Annotated in this window: 21 protein-coding genes; 10 read left to right on the top strand and 11 right to left on the bottom strand. The window is 72.4% G+C overall.

The window, feature by feature from the left end; genetic code table 11:
- Positions 1-284: 284 nt before the first annotated feature.
- Positions 285-734, top strand: a complete 450-nt coding sequence (locus PV350_RS34955) for a helix-turn-helix domain-containing protein (protein WP_500337558.1) — start codon at positions 285-287, stop codon at positions 732-734.
- Between the two features lie 3 nt (positions 735-737).
- Here the strand turns inward: PV350_RS34955 and PV350_RS34950 are convergent, their stop codons facing one another.
- Both PV350_RS34950 and PV350_RS34945 read right to left on the bottom strand, forming a co-directional pair.
- The gene (locus tag PV350_RS34950) at positions 738-1,181 is read right to left on the bottom strand and encodes a DUF4234 domain-containing protein (RefSeq protein ID WP_499513557.1); all 444 of its coding nucleotides are present in this window, start codon (positions 1,179-1,181) and stop codon (positions 738-740) included.
- Between the two features lie 144 nt (positions 1,182-1,325).
- Positions 1,326-1,853, bottom strand: coding sequence for a MarR family winged helix-turn-helix transcriptional regulator (locus tag PV350_RS34945; protein ID WP_499513556.1), 528 nt, complete (start codon positions 1,851-1,853; stop codon positions 1,326-1,328).
- 67 nt (positions 1,854-1,920) lie between these two features.
- On the opposite strand from PV350_RS34945, the gene PV350_RS34940 reads away from it, so the two are divergent.
- The 4 genes from PV350_RS34940 (at position 1,921) to PV350_RS34925 (ending at position 4,989) form a co-directional block, all read left to right on the top strand.
- Complete coding sequence (locus PV350_RS34940) at positions 1,921-3,174, top strand: MFS transporter (protein WP_500337557.1); 1,254 nt, start codon at positions 1,921-1,923, stop codon at positions 3,172-3,174.
- 144 nt (positions 3,175-3,318) lie between these two features.
- Positions 3,319-3,729 carry a hypothetical protein gene (locus tag PV350_RS34935; RefSeq protein WP_500337556.1) on the top strand — a complete coding sequence of 137 codons (411 nt, stop codon included), beginning with the start codon at positions 3,319-3,321 and terminating at the stop codon, positions 3,727-3,729.
- A gap of 5 nt (positions 3,730-3,734) precedes the next feature.
- On the top strand, positions 3,735-4,271 hold the full coding sequence (locus PV350_RS34930; protein ID WP_499513553.1) for a thiol-disulfide oxidoreductase DCC family protein: 537 nt from the start codon (positions 3,735-3,737) through the stop codon (positions 4,269-4,271).
- Positions 4,222-4,989 carry a TetR/AcrR family transcriptional regulator gene (locus tag PV350_RS34925; RefSeq protein ID WP_500337559.1) on the top strand — a complete coding sequence of 256 codons (768 nt, stop codon included), beginning with the start codon at positions 4,222-4,224 and terminating at the stop codon, positions 4,987-4,989. The genes PV350_RS34930 and PV350_RS34925 overlap by 50 nt, the downstream gene beginning before the upstream one ends.
- A gap of 49 nt (positions 4,990-5,038) precedes the next feature.
- On the opposite strand, the gene PV350_RS34920 is transcribed toward PV350_RS34925, so the two are convergent.
- The 3 genes from PV350_RS34920 to PV350_RS34910 all read right to left on the bottom strand — a co-directional run bounded on the left by PV350_RS34920 (position 5,039) and on the right by PV350_RS34910 (position 7,045).
- Complete coding sequence (locus tag PV350_RS34920) at positions 5,039-5,443, bottom strand: ATP-binding protein (RefSeq protein WP_499516919.1); 405 nt, start codon at positions 5,441-5,443, stop codon at positions 5,039-5,041.
- 118 nt (positions 5,444-5,561) lie between these two features.
- Positions 5,562-6,800, bottom strand: a complete 1,239-nt coding sequence (locus PV350_RS34915) for a metallophosphoesterase (protein WP_500337555.1) — start codon at positions 6,798-6,800, stop codon at positions 5,562-5,564.
- On the bottom strand, positions 6,797-7,045 hold the full coding sequence (locus PV350_RS34910; RefSeq protein WP_018561248.1) for an SCO4848 family membrane protein: 249 nt from the start codon (positions 7,043-7,045) through the stop codon (positions 6,797-6,799). The genes PV350_RS34915 and PV350_RS34910 overlap by 4 nt, the downstream gene beginning before the upstream one ends.
- 185 nt (positions 7,046-7,230) lie before the next feature.
- Here PV350_RS34910 and PV350_RS34905 point away from each other — a divergent pair, with 185 nt between their 5' ends.
- The 3 genes from PV350_RS34905 to PV350_RS34895 all read left to right on the top strand — a co-directional run bounded on the left by PV350_RS34905 (position 7,231) and on the right by PV350_RS34895 (position 9,721).
- Entirely contained in the window at positions 7,231-8,754 is a 1,524-nt protein-coding gene (locus PV350_RS34905; RefSeq protein WP_500337554.1) for a D-alanyl-D-alanine carboxypeptidase family protein, read from the top strand.
- Positions 8,755-9,050: 296 nt separating this feature from the next.
- Complete coding sequence (locus PV350_RS34900; protein ID WP_499513549.1) at positions 9,051-9,269, top strand: hypothetical protein; 219 nt, start codon at positions 9,051-9,053, stop codon at positions 9,267-9,269.
- 65 nt (positions 9,270-9,334) lie between these two features.
- Complete coding sequence (locus PV350_RS34895; RefSeq protein ID WP_499513548.1) at positions 9,335-9,721, top strand: DoxX family protein; 387 nt, start codon at positions 9,335-9,337, stop codon at positions 9,719-9,721.
- On the opposite strand, the gene PV350_RS34890 is transcribed toward PV350_RS34895, so the two are convergent.
- Together PV350_RS34890 and PV350_RS34885 are read right to left on the bottom strand one after the other, a co-directional pair.
- On the bottom strand, positions 9,690-9,893 hold the full coding sequence (locus PV350_RS34890) for a DUF397 domain-containing protein (protein WP_500337553.1): 204 nt from the start codon (positions 9,891-9,893) through the stop codon (positions 9,690-9,692). The genes PV350_RS34895 and PV350_RS34890 overlap by 32 nt on opposite strands.
- Positions 9,890-10,705: a helix-turn-helix domain-containing protein gene (locus PV350_RS34885; RefSeq protein WP_500337552.1), complete on the bottom strand. Its 816-nt coding sequence runs from the start codon at positions 10,703-10,705 to the stop codon at positions 9,890-9,892. Before PV350_RS34885 ends, PV350_RS34890 begins: the two co-directional genes overlap by 4 nt.
- A gap of 70 nt (positions 10,706-10,775) precedes the next feature.
- On the opposite strand from PV350_RS34885, the gene PV350_RS34880 reads away from it, so the two are divergent.
- Together PV350_RS34880 and PV350_RS34875 are read left to right on the top strand one after the other, a co-directional pair.
- A complete protein-coding gene (locus PV350_RS34880; RefSeq protein WP_499513545.1) occupies positions 10,776-11,258 on the top strand; it encodes an ATP-binding protein in 483 nt (160 codons plus the stop codon).
- Positions 11,234-11,806 carry a 3'-5' exonuclease gene (locus PV350_RS34875; RefSeq protein WP_499513544.1) on the top strand — a complete coding sequence of 191 codons (573 nt, stop codon included), beginning with the start codon at positions 11,234-11,236 and terminating at the stop codon, positions 11,804-11,806. The genes PV350_RS34880 and PV350_RS34875 overlap by 25 nt, the downstream gene beginning before the upstream one ends.
- 21 nt (positions 11,807-11,827) lie before the next feature.
- Here PV350_RS34875 and PV350_RS34870 read toward each other — a convergent pair whose 3' ends face one another.
- The 4 genes from PV350_RS34870 to trpS form a co-directional block, all read right to left on the bottom strand.
- Positions 11,828-12,691, bottom strand: a complete 864-nt coding sequence (locus tag PV350_RS34870) for a YihY/virulence factor BrkB family protein (RefSeq protein ID WP_500337551.1) — start codon at positions 12,689-12,691, stop codon at positions 11,828-11,830.
- An 84-nt stretch (positions 12,692-12,775) separates the two neighbouring features.
- On the bottom strand, positions 12,776-14,176 hold the full coding sequence (locus PV350_RS34865; RefSeq protein WP_500337550.1) for a pyridoxal phosphate-dependent decarboxylase family protein: 1,401 nt from the start codon (positions 14,174-14,176) through the stop codon (positions 12,776-12,778).
- A 46-nt stretch (positions 14,177-14,222) separates the two neighbouring features.
- Entirely contained in the window at positions 14,223-14,822 is a 600-nt protein-coding gene (locus PV350_RS34860; RefSeq protein WP_500337549.1) for a 2'-5' RNA ligase family protein, read from the bottom strand.
- Between the two features lie 172 nt (positions 14,823-14,994).
- Positions 14,995-16,008: a tryptophan--tRNA ligase gene (gene trpS, locus PV350_RS34855; protein WP_499513540.1), complete on the bottom strand. Its 1,014-nt coding sequence runs from the start codon at positions 16,006-16,008 to the stop codon at positions 14,995-14,997.
- Positions 16,009-16,105: the final 97 nt, after the last annotated feature.

The following is a 16,105-nucleotide window of genomic DNA, read 5'->3' as shown; positions in this document are numbered from 1 at the left end:
GGCTTGCGGGGGCTGGGGTTCACAGGGGGAACGTAAGGACACGACGGTCGGACCCTCCGACGGTTGACGTTGCGAATTCGAACACACTTTCGCATGTTGCGAACGCGCACGCAACAAATTTGTTCCCGGCGCAGGCCTGTGGCACATGCCTTGGGAATATGCCCGGCACCCCGCGGACCAGGGGCGTCCTGAACACGGGATCTTCACCGATGCGATCGCGCAACGGTACATTTCGTGCGCGCACGCTGGTTATCGTGAAGAAGCAAGAGGGAGGAGCCCCACAGGTGCCGAGCGATGCCGACCACATCGAAGAGTTCGCCGACTGGATCGAAAGCCTCATGCGCGGCCGGGGGTACGACATCGACAGCCCGCGCGGGGGCGGCAGGTCGAAGCTCGCGGACGACGCCGGGGTGCACCGCGCGGCCATCACACGGCTGCTGCAGCGGCAGAGCATGCCGGATCTGGAGACGATGCGCGGTCTCGCCCGTGCGCTCGGCATCCCCGTGCGCGACGTGCTCGTCCGGTCGGGCAAGCTGACCGAGGACGACCTTCCCCGGCCGGACGTCCAGGCTTCGGGCGCCGGCCCCGCGGGCCCTCGGATGACCGCCGCGCAGGCGGCGGACGCCCTGGGCATCCCCGAACACCTGAAGGCGGCGTTCATCCAGGTGACGGAGCAGTTCACGCGCCCCGACCGCACCGCGGAGCTGGGAGCGGGGGACCGCGCGACGGGCTGAGCGTCAGTTGCGGGCGACCCAGACCTGGTTGAGCTGCTCCTGGTAGTAGAAGGAGGTCAGCCCGAACGCGGGGGCCAGCAGCAGCCCCTTGAGGCCGGAGACCGTGTCGTGGAGGCCCGCGCGGCGCTGGGCGCGGGCGATGCGGCAGCCGGTGTTGTAGAGCGAGACGACGGCGGGCACGAGCAGCAGCGCGCCCAGGCTGACGGCGAGCACGGCGAGGGCGGGGCGGACCTTGATGCCGGGGTCGAACTCCCGCAGCTCCTTGTTGGCCCGGTAGTACCAGACCAGCCAGTACACGCCGAAGGTGAGGGGCCCCAGGAGCCAGACGGCCCCGGGGCGGCGCATGTCGCCGGACGGCGTGGCGAGTCCCACGCCCCCGGAGACGGGGAAGCCCGGGAAGGGTCCCCGCGGGTAGGGGAGGGTCCGGTAGCGGTCCTCGTCGAACATGCTGCCCCCAGGTCGGGCCTTCGGCCGGTGACGGAGCGGTTGCGTGCCGAAGAGAAGGTAAAGCTACTCGGCGGTTCGGCGGCCTGTCAGCGGGGAACGCTCACAAATTTCGCACAGGATGTCGGATCTTCCCGGATCCTGTGTTCAGCCGTCCTCCGCCACCACCATGACGCGTCGCAGCAGGTCGGAGAGGTACCGGCGTTCGTCGGCGTCGAGGGCCCCCAGCAGCCGGTACTCCTCGTGGCCGAGGACGTCCATGGCACCGAGCCAGGTGGCACGGCCGTCGTCGGTGAGCTCGACGTCGACGCGCCGGCGGTCGGCGGTGGAGTGGGTGCGCCGGACGTGGCCGCGGGCCTCCAGCGCGTCGAGGCGGCCGGTGACGGACGCGGGGGCCAGGTCGAGGTCCGCGGCGAGTTCGGACGGGGCGGCGCGGCCGCCGCGCCCGGCGAGGGCGTGCAGGGTGTCGAACTCGTGCCGCTGCAGGCCGAAGTCGACCAGCGACTGCTCACGGACCTTGCGCAGGTGGCTGGTGACGAGCTTCATGCGGGTGACGGCGCCCTCGATGTCGGGGTCGAGGTCCGGCAGGAGGGGCAGCCAGCGCTCCACGTGCCCGTCGGTCCAGTCCCGTTCCACCGGGGCTCCCACGGTGTCGGCGTCGGCGTCTGCGTCCATGGCCGAATCCTACGGCGCAGTATATTTCGGTGGCGAATGATTCGGCACCGAAATACATTGCGGTGCCATGACGCCCACGCATCCCCTCCGGCTCCGCGGCTTCCGGCTGCTGTTCGCCGGACGCACGCTGTCCCTGCTCGGCGACGGGGTCGTGCCCGCCGCACTGGTCATCGCCGTGACCCGGGCGACCGGCGACGTCTCGGCCCTCGCCCTCGTCCTGGCCTGCGCGATGGTGCCCAAGCTGCTGCTCCTGCCGCTCGGCGGGGTGGTCGCGGACCGCTTCGACGCCCGGCGCGTGGCGCTCCTCACCGACCTCGTACGCTGCGCCGCCCAGCTCTTCGTCGGGTTCGAACTGCTCGGCGGCGACCCGTCGCTGGCGCCCATCGCGCTCGCCGAGGCGGTGGGCGGCACCGCCTCGGCGTTCGCGATGCCGACCCAGTCGCCGCTGGTCGCGGGCACGGTGACCGACGGGGCGGCACGGCAGCGGGCCAACGCCCTGATGGGCGTGGCGAACAGCGCGACCCGGCTGTGCGGCCCGGCCCTGGCCGCGGCGCTGATCTGGGCCGCCGGCCCCGGCCTGGCCTTCGTGCTGGACGCGGCCTCCTTCGCGGTGAGCGCCGCGCTCCTGGCGGTGCTGCGGGTCGAGCGGACGCCGCTGCCGCGCGCGTCGATGCTCGCGGACCTCAAGGAGGGCTGGAGCGAGGTCCGTTCCCGCGACTGGTACTGGACGAGTCTGGTCGCGCACGCCGTGTGGAACGGGGCCGCCGCGGTCCTGACCACCCTCGGTCCGGCCGTCGCGATCCACCGGCTCGGCGGCGAGGGCGTGTGGTTCTGGGTCCTGGAGGCCGGGGCGGTGGGCCTCGTCCTCGGCTCCCTGCTGGCCGCGCGGGCCCGTCCCCGCCGTCCCGTGCTCGTGGCCAACCTGGGCCTGGCGACGTACGCGCTGCCGCTGGTCCTGCTGGCCCTCGCCGCACCGGCCCCGCTGCTCGTCGCGGCGTACGGGCTGGCACTGGCCGCGCTCGGCTACCTCAACCCGGTCTGGGAGACGGTCGTCCAGCAGCAGGTGCCGCCGCGGGCACTGGCCCGGGTGACCTCGTACGACTGGCTGCTGTCGCTCGCCGCGATGCCCGTGGGCTACGCGCTGGCCCCGCTCGCCGCGAACCTGTGGGGCTCGGCGGTCCCGCTGGCGGTGTCGGCGGCGCTGGTGGCGGCCGCCTGCCTGGCGACCGCGGCGGTACCCGCGGTGCGGGCGATCGGGACCCAGGTCCGCGCGGAGCCGGCCGCGCCCGCTCCATCCGCCGACCGGACGGCGAAGAGCTGACGGTGGAGGGCCGGCGGCGGAGGGCTGCGACGCACCCGCCCCACGGCCCCTGCGGGCCACCGCACTTCTCGCTTGAACATGTTCAAAAACAGGTCTACAGTCATCGGCAACGGGTTTTGAACACGTTCGAAAAGGGTGGGACCCATGGACCTCACGGTCGTCGCATACGTCATCTACCTGCTCGTCAGCATCGCGCTGACGGTGTGGGTGGCCCGGACCCTCAGCCGGGCCGGCAAGGTCTTCCTCGAAGACGTGCTCCACGGCAACGAGAAGCTGGCCGACGCCGTCAACCACCTTCTGGTGGTCGGCTTCTACCTCGTGAACTTCGGCTTCGTGGCGCTGTACCTGAAGAACGCCGACCGGGTCGGGAACGCCCGCGAGCTCTTCGAGGCGCTGTCGGTCAAGCTCGGTGTCGTCCTGCTCGTCCTCGGGGTGCTGCACCTGTGCAACGTGTACGTCCTCAACAAGATCCGCCGCCGGGGCGTCATGGACCGCGAGCAGATCCCGCCCATCCGCCCGCAGGGCTGGACCGCCCCCGCGCAGCCGGGGGCGTGACGGCGATGGACCGCACCCCAGTGACCGGGGCCGCTCCGGCGGCCCCGGTGCCGGTCCGCCTGCTGACCGTCCTGTACGACCCGGACTGCTCGCTCTGCTCCTTCGTCCGCCGCTGGCTGGAACGCCAGCGGCAGATCGTGCCGCTGGACCTCGTCCCGGTCGGCTCCGACGAGGCGCGCCGCCGCTTCCCGGAGCTGGACCACGCCGCGACCCTGCGCGAGATCACCGTCGTCGGGGACTCCGGACAGGTCTACCGCGACGACGCCGCCTGGCTGGTCTGCCTGTGGGCCCTGGCCGAGTACCGGCCGATGGCGCACCGCCTCAGCACCCGCGCCGGAGCGCCCGTCGCCCGGGCCGCCGTGCTCGCCGCCGCCCGCTACCGCGAGGCGCAGTGGGGCGGCGGGGCCGCCGCGACGGGCTGGGGCGGCCGGGTGTACCCCAGCGGCGAGGGCTGGTCCTACGACCCCAAGGACGGCTGGACGCACCGTGCCCCTGGCGCCGTCCCGGACGCCTGCGCGGACGGCTGCGCCCCGCCCGGTTAGGCTCACGGACGTGGAAGAAGCACCCCCCGGCACGACCCCCGGGGCACCCCGGCCCCCCAAGAGCGAGCAGACGCGCGCCCTGATCCTCGAGACGGCCATGCGGCTGTTCGAGGAACGGGGCTACGACAAGACGACGATGCGCGCCATCGCCAAGGAGGCCGGGGTCTCGGTCGGCAACGCCTACTACTACTTCGAGGGGAAGGAACACCTCGTCCAGGGCTTCTACGACCGCCTCGCCGCCGAACACGCGGCCGCGGTCCAGGGCCTCCTGGAGGGCGGCGGGGAGAGGGACCTGGCGGTGCGGCTGCTCACCGTCATGACCTCCTGGATCGACGTGGCCCGCCCCTACCACCAGTTCGCCGCGCAGTTCTTCAAGAACGCCGCCGACCCGGCGAGCCCGCTCAGTCCCTTCTCCCCCGAGTCGCACCCGGCCCGCGACGCCGCCATCTCCATCCACGAACGGGTGCTCTCCGGCGCCGACATCAAGGTCGACGCCGAACTGGCCGAGGTGCTGCCCGAGCTGATGTGGATGTACCAGATGGGCATCGTCGTCTACTGGGTCTTCGACCACTCCCCCGACACCGAGCGCACCCGCCGGCTGGTCGCGCGGACCGCTCCGCTGGGCGCGCGGATCCTCAGGCTCTCCCGCTACCGGCTGCTGCGGCCGATCGTGCGTGAGATCCGCGAGCTGCTCTCGGAGTTCCTCTTCCGGCGCTGAGCCGGCCCGCCGCTCCCACCTCTCCCACCGGTCGTACGGAGCACCCCCGTCAGCCCACGGCGGGCTCGGCCAGCACCGCCCAGACCGTCTTGCCGTACCGGCCGCGCTCCCGGACACCCCAGGTGTCCGAGAGCGCCTGCACCAGCCGCAGACCGCGCCCCGACTCGTCGCCGTCCCCCGCGTCGCGCGGCACGGGGCGGGACTGCGCGTCGCCGTCGGAGACCTCGACGACGCACGAACCGTCGCTGTGGACGGTCACCGCCACCTCGAACTCCCGCTCCAGGAGCGGACTGTGCCGTACGGCGTTCGTCGCCAGCTCCGACACGACCAGGACGACCGACTCGACGGTCCCGCCCTCCTGCTCCCAGCCCTCCAGGTGGTCACGGACCCGGTGCCGGGCCAGTCCGACCGACGTCGGGTGCCGGGGCAGCCGGAACGCACTGCGCCTCATCAGGTCACTCTCCCCATGAGCGAACGCCCCCCTTCCGTTGCGCCATCCCTTACCAGTTTCGACGCGGGGAATGCGCTCCGTGTCGGATTGTTCTCACTCGGTGAGAACTTTCCGGCCACATTCAGGCGCGCGGGGAGGCGAGGGTCACGATCGTGATGTCCGAGGGCGCGCCCACGCGGACCGGCGGGCCCCAGGCCCCCGCGCCACGGGTCACGTACAGCTGGGTGTCGCCGTAGCTCTCCAGGCCGGCCACCGTGGGATTGGCCAGTTCCGCGATGTAGTTGCCGGGCCACAGCTGCCCGCCGTGGGTGTGCCCGGACAACTGCAGGTCGACGTGGTGCCGGACCGCCTCGTGGATCATCACCGGCTGGTGGGCGAGGAGCACGACCACCCGCGAGGTGTCCCGGTCGCCGAGCGCCTTGGTGTAGTCGGGGGCGTGGTCGTGGTCCGCGCCGCTGATGTCGTTGACCCCGGCCAGGTCGAAGCCGGCGAGTTCGGTGCGGGCGTTCTCCAGCGGGTGGACGCCCAGGTCGCGCACGAAGTCGATCCAGGGTGCGGCCCCGGAGAAGTACTCGTGGTTGCCGGTGACGAAAAAGCTCCCGTCCCGCGCCCGGAGCCGGGCCAGCGGCTCGGCCGCGGCGCCCAGTTCCGGCACCGAGCCGTCGACCAGGTCGCCGACGATGGTGACGAGGTCCGGGCGGGCCCCGTTGATCGTGTCCACGATCCGCTGGGTGTGCGCCTTGCCGAGGATCGGGCCGAGGTGGATGTCGCTCACCACGGCGATCCGGTAGCCGTCCGCGCTCGCGGGGAGCTTGGCGAGCGGCACGGTGACGTGCTTCAGGCGCGGGCCGCGCAGCACTCCGTACGTGCCCTGGCCGACCGTCACCCCCGCGGCCACGGCCGCCGCGGCACCGACCGTACGGGCGACGAACAGCCGCCTCGTCTGTCCGGCGGGTGCGGGCTCCGGCCGCGGCCCGGGATCCGCGGTGTCCTGCCCGGCCGGCTCGGCGGCCCCGGCCTCCCGCACGCCCCGGGACCGATCCCTGCGTTCGAGCGCGCCCCGCAGCAGCGGCCGTACGGCCTCACCTGCCAGTACCGCCAGCGTCAGGTACAGCAGCACCGCCAGCCACAGGTAGCCCGGCCAGGCCAGCCACCGCTCGGCCGCCAGCGGCAGCGCCCGCCCGCCGACCAGCGCGCCCAGGCTCAGCAGCGGCAGGACGACCGCCAGGACCGTCCCCGTCCGCCGCCACCAGCCCTCCGGCGCGGACACGTCGCGGACCAGCCGGCGCCACAGGTAGTAGTGCACCCCGCCGAGGAGGGCCAGGACGGCCGCGACGACGGCGACCACCACGAGGATCACCGGGCGGCCCGCAGCGCTCTCAGACCGCGGACGCCGAGGACGCCGATCGCGGTGCCCAGCACGAGGGAGGTCACCGCCAGCGTCAGGTGCACCCAGAAGTACGTGGTGGGCGAGCCGTGGTCACCGCCCTCGAAGGCGAGCCCGCTGGCGTCCTTCCACAGGTTCTTGACGAACGTCGTCCATACGATCCAGCTCCACACCCCGAAGGCGGTCAGGAACCAGGACACGGGGCGGCTGAGCTTCATGCGACCAGTATGCGGGCCGCCGCGCGGCCCCCTCCCCCGGGGTCGTCCCGTCGCCCGTACCGCGGGCCGCCGCCCAAGACGCCCGTGGGCACCGCCCGGTTGCACATCCGGGACGTGGGATCGGTCACGGCCCGATCGGCCCCCCACGCCTGCCGCAGGTCCCGGACGGCCTGTAACTTCTCATCGTGCCGAACTCCTCCCCCCGCGCCGCGCGCCGTTCCGCCCTGGTGCTGTCCGCCCTCGCACTCGCCGGTGGTACGGCCCTGACCGCCGCGCCCGTCGCGCACGCGAAGACCCCGTCGCCCTCGGCCACTCCGACGCCGCCCGCGCAGATGTCGACGGTCGGCGGGGAACGGCTGGGACAGCCCGGCACCCAGGTCAGCCCGCTGACCGGCGCTCCCGCCCTGCCCGAGAAGCTCACCTCACGGTCGTGGATCGTCTCCGACGCCGAGACCGGGCAGGTGCTGGCCGCCCACAACGCGCACTGGGAGCTGCCGCCCGCCAGCACGCTCAAGATGCTGTTCGCGGACACGGTCCTGCCGAAGCTGGACAAGTCGCAGACCTACCAGGTGCAGCCCTCCGACCTCGACGGCGTCGGCGCGGGCAGCAGCCTCGTGGGCATCAAGGAGAACCTCACCTACACCGTCCACGACCTGTGGCTCGGTGTCTTCCTGCGCTCCGGGAACGACGCCGTCCACGTCCTGTCCTCCATGAACGGCGGCGTGGACGCGACCGTCCTGGAGATGCAGCGCAAGGCCGAGGACCTGCAGGCGGACGACACCACCGTGATCTCCCCCGACGGCTACGACATGCCAGGCCAGGTCTCCTCGGCGTACGACCTGACCCTCTTCGCCCGCGCCGGCCTGCAGAACGCGGACTTCCGCGAGTACTGCTCGACCGTGCGCGCCAAGTTCCCCGGCGAGTGGAAGACCGTCAAGGGGAAGAAGGGCAAGAAGGGCAAGAAGAAGCGCGGGACCTTCGAGATACAGAACACCAACCGGCTGCTCTCCGGCGACTACGACCTCGCGACCTACGACGGCATCGCGGGCGTGAAGAACGGCTACACCACCAACGCGGGCAACACCTTCACCGGTGTCGCGCAGCGCGGCGACCGCACGCTGCTGGTGACCGTCATGCACCCTGGCGAGGGCCACAACGTGGCCTACAAGGAGGCCGCGAAGCTGCTCGACTGGGGGTTCCAGGCGGACGGCATGGTGACCCCCGTCGGCACCCTGGTGCCCCCGAAGTCCGCCATCGCGTCGGCCTCGCCCTCACCCTCCGCCTCCCCCAGCAGGCAGGCGCGGGCGCAGGCCGCCCCGCACGCCTCCTCCGGTGGCGGCGGGGCGTGGACCGCCCTCGCGCTCACCGGCGGCTCCGTCCTGGTCGTCGCCGCGCTGGCCTTCCTCGTACGGCGCCGCTGGCCGCTGCCGCAGCGGACGTCGACGGCCGCCGTCCCCGCCCCGACCAAGCCCGGCGACGACGCGCCCGCGAAGACCGCCGAGGCGGAGACGGACGCCGGAAAGGCCGACGCCGGAAAGGCCGACGCCGAGAAGGCCGACGCCAAGAAGGCGGAGGAAGGGCCGAAGGAGGCCGGGGAGAAGACGGACGAGGCGAAGGCGGACGCGGCGGAGGAGGCGGCCGCGGAGGAGGGCACCGAGCGGGAGGCGCCCGCGCCGCAGGCCGAAGCCACGGCGGACCGTCCGGCCTGACCGCCGGCCGACGTGGCCTGATCCGTCACGTCCCGCTTCGCCGGCCGGCGGTGCCCCACTAAGGTCGGCCCGAGCCGGAAGATCGTTCCCGTCGGTCCTGCGGCGGACTGCGGCCGGTGGCTCCCGCCACCGGCCGCAGTCGTGTCGTGCCACGCGCACATGCCCCCGGCCCGGGGGGCGCTCGACGGCGCACGTGCGGCTCGTGCGCCCACCCCGCTGCGACCGCCCCCTGCCGCGCGGACCGCCCGGCCGGTACCCAGGAACCAGGCAAAGCCGGTACGGGAAGGGAGCACGCCATGGGCATGTTGTCGGTCTTCGGGCTCGTCCTGGGCCTCGTCGCGGTCGCCTACTGTCTCCGCTCGGCCCTCCGGGCCAAGACCCCCGCCGGACGCGCCGGATGGTTCATGGCCGCCCCGGCGGCCGTGCTCGCCGGGGTCTACCTCGTGGGCTACATCCTCGTCACCGTTCTGGTGCTGGCCGCCGCGTGGTTCGCCGTCGCCCACTTCCTGCGCTGAACCGATGAGTTCCGGGCGGCCGGCCGGTCCACCTCCGCGTACACCCGACACCGGAGGAGACCACGATGACCGCCACCGCCACGACCGCCCCGTCCCGCGACCGCGGCCGGGCGAACACCGCCGTGTGGGCGCTGCAGATCCTGCTCGCCCTGTTCTTCGCGCTCGCCAGCGCCACGCCGAAGCTCATCGCGCACTCCTCGGCCGCCGGGAGCTTCGACACCATCGGCTACGGCAACTGGTTCATGTACCTCATCGGTGCCCTCGAACTCGCCGGTGCCATCGGCCTCGTCGTCCCGCGCCTGGCCGGGATCGCGGCAGTGGCCTTCATCGGCCTGATGGCCGGCGCGTTCACCTTCCAGGTCGTCTACTTCGACGGCGAGAACGCGGCCACGCCCATCGTCATCGCAGCACTGATGGGCGTCATCGCCTGGCGTCGTCTGCGCCGCGCGTGACCGCGTACGCCACGAAGTCCGCCCACGCTCCGGGCGTGAACGTCAGCCGGTCCCCGGCCCGGTCCTTGGAGTCCCGCACCAGGACCACGCAGGGGCCGAACGCGACCTCGACGCAGTTGCCTCCGCCGGTGTCGCTGTGGGTGGACCTGAACCACGTCAGCTCGCCGGTCATGGCCGCAGCTCCTCCGCGAGTTTCCCGATGTACGCTTCCGACTCCTCCGGGCCAAGGGCCCGCCGGAGGATCATGGCATGCCGCTGGGCGATGATGCTGACCTTCTCCGAGTCCGAGTGCAGCACACCGGTCTCGTGCCCCTCGACGTAGGCGAGGTGGAGGTGTTCCGCTGTCTCCAGCAGGACGAAGGGGCCGTTGAGGCCCGGATGCGCCCCGCCGAAGGGCATCGCCTGGATGTCCACGTTGCGGCGGGCCCCGGCCTCCAGCAGGCGCTCCAACTGCCGGACGTGCGCCTCCCCACCGCCCACGGGGTACCGCAGCGCCGCTTCCCCGATCGTGAAGCTGAACGCCCTTGTCTGCTTGTCCAGTAGGGCCTGTCGTGCCATCCGTGCGGCCACGCGCTCCTCGATGGTCTCGTCGTCCAACGGGGGCCAGTGGGCGCGGAACAGCGCGAGCGCGGTCTCCTCGGTCTGGAGCAACCCCGGGATGAACTGGGGCTCGTACGTGTTCAGCGCGATCGCCTCGGCCTCGTAGCGCATGAAGTCCCGGGCGTACGACAGGAACCGCTCGGGTTTGAGGAACGCCTCCGCCGCCGTGAGTTTGCCCTGTGCCCCGCACAGCCCGTCGGCGATCTGGAGCAGCCGCTGCGTCGGGCGGCGGCGCCCCTGCTCCATCGACTTGACGGTCTCGTAGCCGTACCCCGCCTCGTCGGCCAGTTGCTCGCGCGTGACGCCGGCGTGTTCGCGCCAGAGCTTGACCTGGTTGCCGCAGTACCGCCACGCCATCGGGGGCGGGGACACGTCACTGGCCACTCGGGTACAACCACCCTCCGTACTCGCGCCGCTACTCCCGACGGTACGCTGCGACCTGCACTTTTGAGCCATGGACGAGACAACTCCCCCTGCCGAGTGGTGGTTTTCGCGCCACCCGCGCAGCGTCGGGCGGGCGCGGGCCCGGCTGCGGGAACTGGCCCTCGCGTGGGGCCTCGGCGCCGAGGCGACGGACACCGCGGTCCTGCTGCTCAGCGAGTTGATGGGCAACGCCGTCCGCCACGCGCGGGTCCCACCGGACCGGCGGATCGCCGCTCGCGCCGCCCTGGTCTCGGGGACCCTGCGGGTGGAGGTCTGCGACGCCGGCGACGACCCGCCCGTACCGCGGCGGGCGTCGGCAACGGACGAGTCGGGACGCGGGCTGGCGCTCGTGGAGTTGCTCGCCGACGCCTGGAACGTTCAACCTCGGCCGTACGGCATCGGTAAAACGGTCTGGTTCGAACTCAGAGTGACAAAACCATCCGCAAACAGTAGTGACCAGTGGCCTGATCTCGACGTAGGGTTCGCGCCATGGACAGTGACCTGGGACTCCTGAACGTCATCGACGTCGAGGCGACGTGCTGGGACGGCGAGCCGCCGCAAGGCTCGGTGAGCGAGATCATCGAGATCGGGCTGACCGTCGTGGACCTCGTCGCGGGCGAGCGCGTCGCCCGCCACCGCGTCCTCGTACGGCCCGCGCGCTCCGCCGTGAGCCCCTTCTGCACGCAACTGACCGGCCTGACGCAGGCCGAGGTGGACTCGGGCCTGGACTTCGCGGACGCGTGCAAGCTGCTCGCCGTCGAGCACCGGGCGGGGTCGCGGGCGTGGGCGAGCTGGGGCGACTACGACCGTCACCAGTTCAACCGCCAGTGCCGGGCGACCGATACGACGTACCCCTTCGGTGGCCGGCACATCAACGTCAAGACGCTCTTCACCCAGGCCCACCGCCTGACCAAACGCCCCGGCATGGCGGAGGCGCTCCGGCTCGTCGGGCTGCCCCTCGAAGGCCGCCACCACCGCGGCGAGGACGACGCGTGGAACATCGCCGCCGTCGTCGTGGACCTGGCGCGCCGGGGCGCCTGGCCGGCGACGCCGGCCTACTGACGGCCGGGCCCTTCCGCACCGTCAGGCGGTCTCGGGCCGCGCGTGCTCCGGCCCACCCGGCGCGTCCTGGCGGGCGGCGGCCGGTTCGGCGCTGTGCGGGGTGGCCGTCCAGGCCGCGCAGTACAGCAGCAGCTTCGCCGTGAAGTTGATCCACAGCAGCAGCGCGATGGGCACCCCGAAGGCCCCGTACATGCTCTTGGTGGCCACGCTCTGCAGGTAGCCGCTGATGAGCAGCTTCAGCACCTCGAAGCCGATCGCGCCGATGAGGCTCGCCACGACGACGTCGCGGCGGTTCGGGGTGACCCCGGGCAGCAGGGTGAGCAGGTAGGCGAGGATCAGCAGGTCCACGAGGACGGCGATGCAGAAGCCCGCCACCGACAACAGGGCCCGCCCGGGGCCGTGTTCATCGAGGCCGATGGCGTCGCCGAGACGGCCGACGGCCGTCCCGGCGAGGGCCGAGCAGGCGACGGAGAGCAGGGCGACGACACCCAGGCCGACCAGGACGCCGAAGTCCTTGAGCTTCTGGACGAAGGGGTTCTCGGGCTCGTCGTCCTTGTGCCAGACCGCCCTGAGGCAGTCGCGCAGGGCGCCGACCCAGCTGACGCCGGTGACGACCAGCAGGACGGCGGCGATGGTGCCCACCGTGCCCGCGTTGTCGACGAGCCCGCCGATGTTGAGCTGGTCGGCGATGCCGGGGACCTGCTCGGCCAGCTTGTCCTCCAGTTCCTTCAGCCGGCCGGGGGACAGCAGGGCCGCGCCGACGGCGGCACCGACGGTCAGCAGCGGGAAGAGCGCGACGAAGCTGACGAAGGTGATGGCGGCGGCGAGCCGCGTCCAGTGCACGTCCTCCAGATGTTCGTACGTGCGCCAGGCGTGGGTGCGCATGAGCCGCGCGATCCACGGTCCGATCACTGGGAGCCGAGTCAGCCATTCCATACCGCGCGCCTACCCTCCGTCACGACGTGCACTCTAGGTGGCGGTCGCCGTCGCGGTGGTGATCGCGTCCAGGACACGGTCCGTGTCGGCCTCGGATGTACGCCAGTTGCTGAAGGCCGCCCGCACGGCGGGCACGCCGTGGAGGACCGTCGGGGTGAGGAAGGCCTCCCCGGAGGCGGCGACGGCGCGGACGAGCGCGTCGACGCGCTCGGGCGTGGGGTCGTCGGCCAGGGTGAAGCAGACGACGTTGAGCCGCACGGGGGCCAGCAGCCGCAGACGGGGGTCGGTCTCGATGCGCTCGCCGAGGCGCCGGGCGCAGGCGGCGTTGCGTTCGACGACCTCGCGGTGGCCCTCGCTGCCGTAGGCGGTGAGGGAGAACCACGCGGCGAGGGCCCGCAGCCGGCGCGAGTTCTCGGGGGTGAGGTGGAGGAAGTCCGGGTCGGGGAGGGACGGCAGGCCCAGGTAGGGCGAGTCGTTGTGGAAGACCCGGACCTGGAGGTCCTGGCGGCGGGTGAACTGGACGGCGGCGTCGTAGGGCACGTTCAGCCACTTGTGGAGGTCGACGCAGACGGAGTCCGCGGCGTCGATGCCCTCGGCGAGGTGCGCGTACGCGGGTGACAGCGCGGCGAAGCCGCCGAACGCGGCGTCGACGTGGAACCAGAAGTCGTGGCGCTCCTTCAGGGCGGCGATCGCGCGCAGGTCGTCGAAGTCGACGGTGTTGACGGTGCCCGCGTTGGCGACCACGACGGCCGGACGCCCCTCCAGCGACTCCAGGGCCGCGGCGAGGCGGTCGACGTCCACCGCCTCACGGCCGCCGGGCAGCACCGGTACGCGGGTCAGGGACGACCGGCCGAGGCCGAGCACGGACAGGGCCTTGCCGATGCTGGAGTGCGGGGTGCCGGACAGCACCGTCACCGGGCCGAGCGCGGCCAGCCCGTCGCGGGACACGGACAGCCCCCGCCGTTCGCCGAGCCACTCGCGCGCCACGGCCAGGCCCACGGTGTTGGAGACGGTCGCGCCGGTGACGAAGGCGCCGCTGTGCTCCGCGCCGAGGCCGAGCATCGCGCGGAGCCAGCCGACGGTCTCGCGTTCCAGGGCGGCGGCGGACGAGTCGCCGCCCGCCGAGACGTTCTGGTCGTAGGTACCGGTGAGCCAGTCCCCCGCGACGGCGGCGGGGGTCGCTCCCCCGGTCACGAAGCCCAGGTAGCGCGGGCCGGCGCTGCCCGAGAAACCGGGTGCCCAGCGCCGCTCGAAGAGCGCGAGCGCACCGTCGGCGCCGGTCCCGGTGACGGGGAGGGGCTGCGGCTCGGGTGCGGGCCCGGGGCGGGCGGCCGGGCGGTCGTCGACCGCGGCCAGCTCACGGACGGCCAGGTCCCTTGCCGCTTGAAGGAGTTCGGGGAGGTGTGCGCGGTCCGCGGCGAGTGTGGGGTGCATGGCGGCAGCGTAGGCGGGCGGTCGCGCGCGGCTCCGCCCGGCGTGCTCACGTGTGCGGTGGGCCTCCCGCGGGAGCCGGGCTGAGCGGCTCGCACGCACCGGGCTGGTGCGGCACGAGGGGATGCCCGGTGCCGCCGAAGGGGTAGTCCCGCACACTGCGCCAGACGCCCTCGTCGTCCTGCTCGTACAGCGAGAAGCAGCTGACGGTCCAGGTGGCGACGAAGTCGGACAGCTCCGTCTCGGCGCGGTCCAGCGCCTCGTCGGGGATGCCGTGGCCGATGGTGACGTGCGGGTGGTACGGGAACTGGAGCTCGCGCCGGACCGGGCCGGAGCGGACGCGCTCCTGCAGGTCGGCGCAGTCGCGGCCGCCCTGGACCAGCTCGACGTAGACGACCGGGGTGACCGGCCGGAAGCTGGCCGTGCCCTCCAGCCGCATGGGGAAGGCACGGCCGGTGGCGGCGACCTCGGCGAGGTGCTCCCGGAAGGCCGGGAGCAGCGCCGTGTCCACCTCGGTGGGCGGGAGCAGCGTGACGTGGGTCGGGATGCAGTACGCCAGCGGGTCTCCGTAGCAGGCGCGGCGCTGCTGCAGCAGGCTGCCGTAAGGCTCGGGGACCGCGATCGACACGCCGATCATGCGGTTTCCCACGTGTTCACCCCTTCCCCGGGTCGGTTCGCGGCATCGTACGCACGCCGTACGACACCACTGCGTCAGCTGCCAGTGTGACGCGCGCGCGGCCTCCCGCGCGAGCGTCGTCCGTCACACCTGCGCGGGACCTAAGGCCCCTCTTTCCGGGCGTCCACGGGCGCGGAAGGAGCCGTCAGTGCTTCGCGGGCAGGAAGCCGATCCTCTCGTACGCCTTCGCCAGGGTCTCCGCGGCGACGGACCGGGCCTTCTCGGCGCCCTTCGCGAGGACCGAGTCCAGCGTCTCCGGGTCGCCCAGGTACTCCTGGGTGCGCTCGCGGAAGGGCGTGACCCATTCCACGAAGACCTCCGCGAGGTCGGTCTTGAGCGCACCGTAGCCCTTGCCCTCGTACTTCTGCTCGAGTTCCGGGATACCGGTGCCGGTGAGGGTGGAGTAGATGGTCAGCAGGTTGCTGACGCCCGGCTTCTCCTGCTCGTCGTAGCGGATCACGGTGTCGGTGTCGGTGACCGCGCTCTTGATCTTCTTCGCCGAGGTCTTGGGCTCGTCGAGGAGGTTGATCAGGCCCTTCGGGGACGCCGCCGACTTGCTCATCTTCGACAGCGGTTCCTGCAGGTCGTAGATCTTCGCCGTCTCCTTGACGATGTAGGCGCCGGGGATGGTGAAGGTCTCGCCGAACCGGCCGTTGAAGCGCTCCGCGAGGTCGCGGGTGAGCTCGATGTGCTGGCGCTGGTCCTCGCCGACCGGGACGGCGTTCGCCTGGTACAGCAGGATGTCCGCGACCTGCAGGATCGGGTACGTGAACAGGCCGACGGTGGCCCGGTCCGCGCCCTGCTTGGCGGACTTGTCCTTGAACTGCGTCATGCGGGACGCCTCGCCGAAGCCGGTGAGGCAGTTGAACACCCAGCCGAGCTGCGCGTGTTCGGGGACGTGGCTCTGGACGAACAGGGTGCAGCGCTCGGGGTCGAGCCCGGCGGCCAGCAGCTGGGCGGCGGCGAGCCGGGTGTTGGCGCGCAGCTCGGCCGGGTCCTGCGGCACGGTGATCGCATGGAGGTCGACGACCATGTAGAAGGCGTCGTGGGACTCCTGCAGGGCCACCCACTGGCGGACCGCGCCCAGGTAGTTGCCCAGGTGGAACGAACCTGCGGTGGGCTGGATGCCGGAGAGCACACGGGGACGATCGAGAGCCATGGCACTCATTCTCTCAGGTCCGCGCGGATTCCACGGCCGCGGTGGGAACCCGGGGGCGGGCAGCGGTGTAGTAGGGGTGACGGGAGCCGCACGGGGG

This window comes from Streptomyces sp. PA03-6a, from assembly GCF_033792765.1.
In the GTDB taxonomy this organism is placed as follows: domain Bacteria; phylum Actinomycetota; class Actinomycetes; order Streptomycetales; family Streptomycetaceae; genus Actinacidiphila.
Note: the sequence above shows the minus strand (reverse complement) of the source record. Positions and strands in the feature narration are given on the sequence as shown.

What these genes read in the sequence shown, in the direction of transcription:
- PV350_RS34950 (WP_499513557.1), bottom strand. Translation starts at nt 1,181, where the DNA reads ATGTTCGACGAGGACCGCTACCGGACCCTCCCCTACCCGCGGGGACCC.
- PV350_RS34945 (WP_499513556.1), bottom strand. Translation starts at nt 1,853, where the DNA reads ATGGACGCAGACGCCGACGCCGACACCGTGGGAGCCCCGGTGGAACGG.
- PV350_RS34940 (WP_500337557.1), top strand. Translation starts at nt 1,921, where the DNA reads ATGACGCCCACGCATCCCCTCCGGCTCCGCGGCTTCCGGCTGCTGTTC.
- PV350_RS34935 (WP_500337556.1), top strand. Translation starts at nt 3,319, where the DNA reads ATGGACCTCACGGTCGTCGCATACGTCATCTACCTGCTCGTCAGCATC.
- PV350_RS34930 (WP_499513553.1), top strand. Translation starts at nt 3,735, where the DNA reads ATGGACCGCACCCCAGTGACCGGGGCCGCTCCGGCGGCCCCGGTGCCG.
- PV350_RS34910 (WP_018561248.1), bottom strand. Translation starts at nt 7,045, where the DNA reads ATGAAGCTCAGCCGCCCCGTGTCCTGGTTCCTGACCGCCTTCGGGGTG.
- PV350_RS34900 (WP_499513549.1), top strand. Translation starts at nt 9,051, where the DNA reads ATGGGCATGTTGTCGGTCTTCGGGCTCGTCCTGGGCCTCGTCGCGGTC.
- PV350_RS34895 (WP_499513548.1), top strand. Translation starts at nt 9,335, where the DNA reads ATGACCGCCACCGCCACGACCGCCCCGTCCCGCGACCGCGGCCGGGCG.
- PV350_RS34890 (WP_500337553.1), bottom strand. Translation starts at nt 9,893, where the DNA reads ATGACCGGCGAGCTGACGTGGTTCAGGTCCACCCACAGCGACACCGGC.
- PV350_RS34880 (WP_499513545.1), top strand. Translation starts at nt 10,776, where the DNA reads ATGGACGAGACAACTCCCCCTGCCGAGTGGTGGTTTTCGCGCCACCCG.
- PV350_RS34875 (WP_499513544.1), top strand. Translation starts at nt 11,234, where the DNA reads ATGGACAGTGACCTGGGACTCCTGAACGTCATCGACGTCGAGGCGACG.
- PV350_RS34870 (WP_500337551.1), bottom strand. Translation starts at nt 12,691, where the DNA reads ATGCGCACCCACGCCTGGCGCACGTACGAACATCTGGAGGACGTGCAC.
- PV350_RS34865 (WP_500337550.1), bottom strand. Translation starts at nt 14,176, where the DNA reads ATGCACCCCACACTCGCCGCGGACCGCGCACACCTCCCCGAACTCCTT.
- trpS (WP_499513540.1), bottom strand. Translation starts at nt 16,008, where the DNA reads ATGGCTCTCGATCGTCCCCGTGTGCTCTCCGGCATCCAGCCCACCGCA.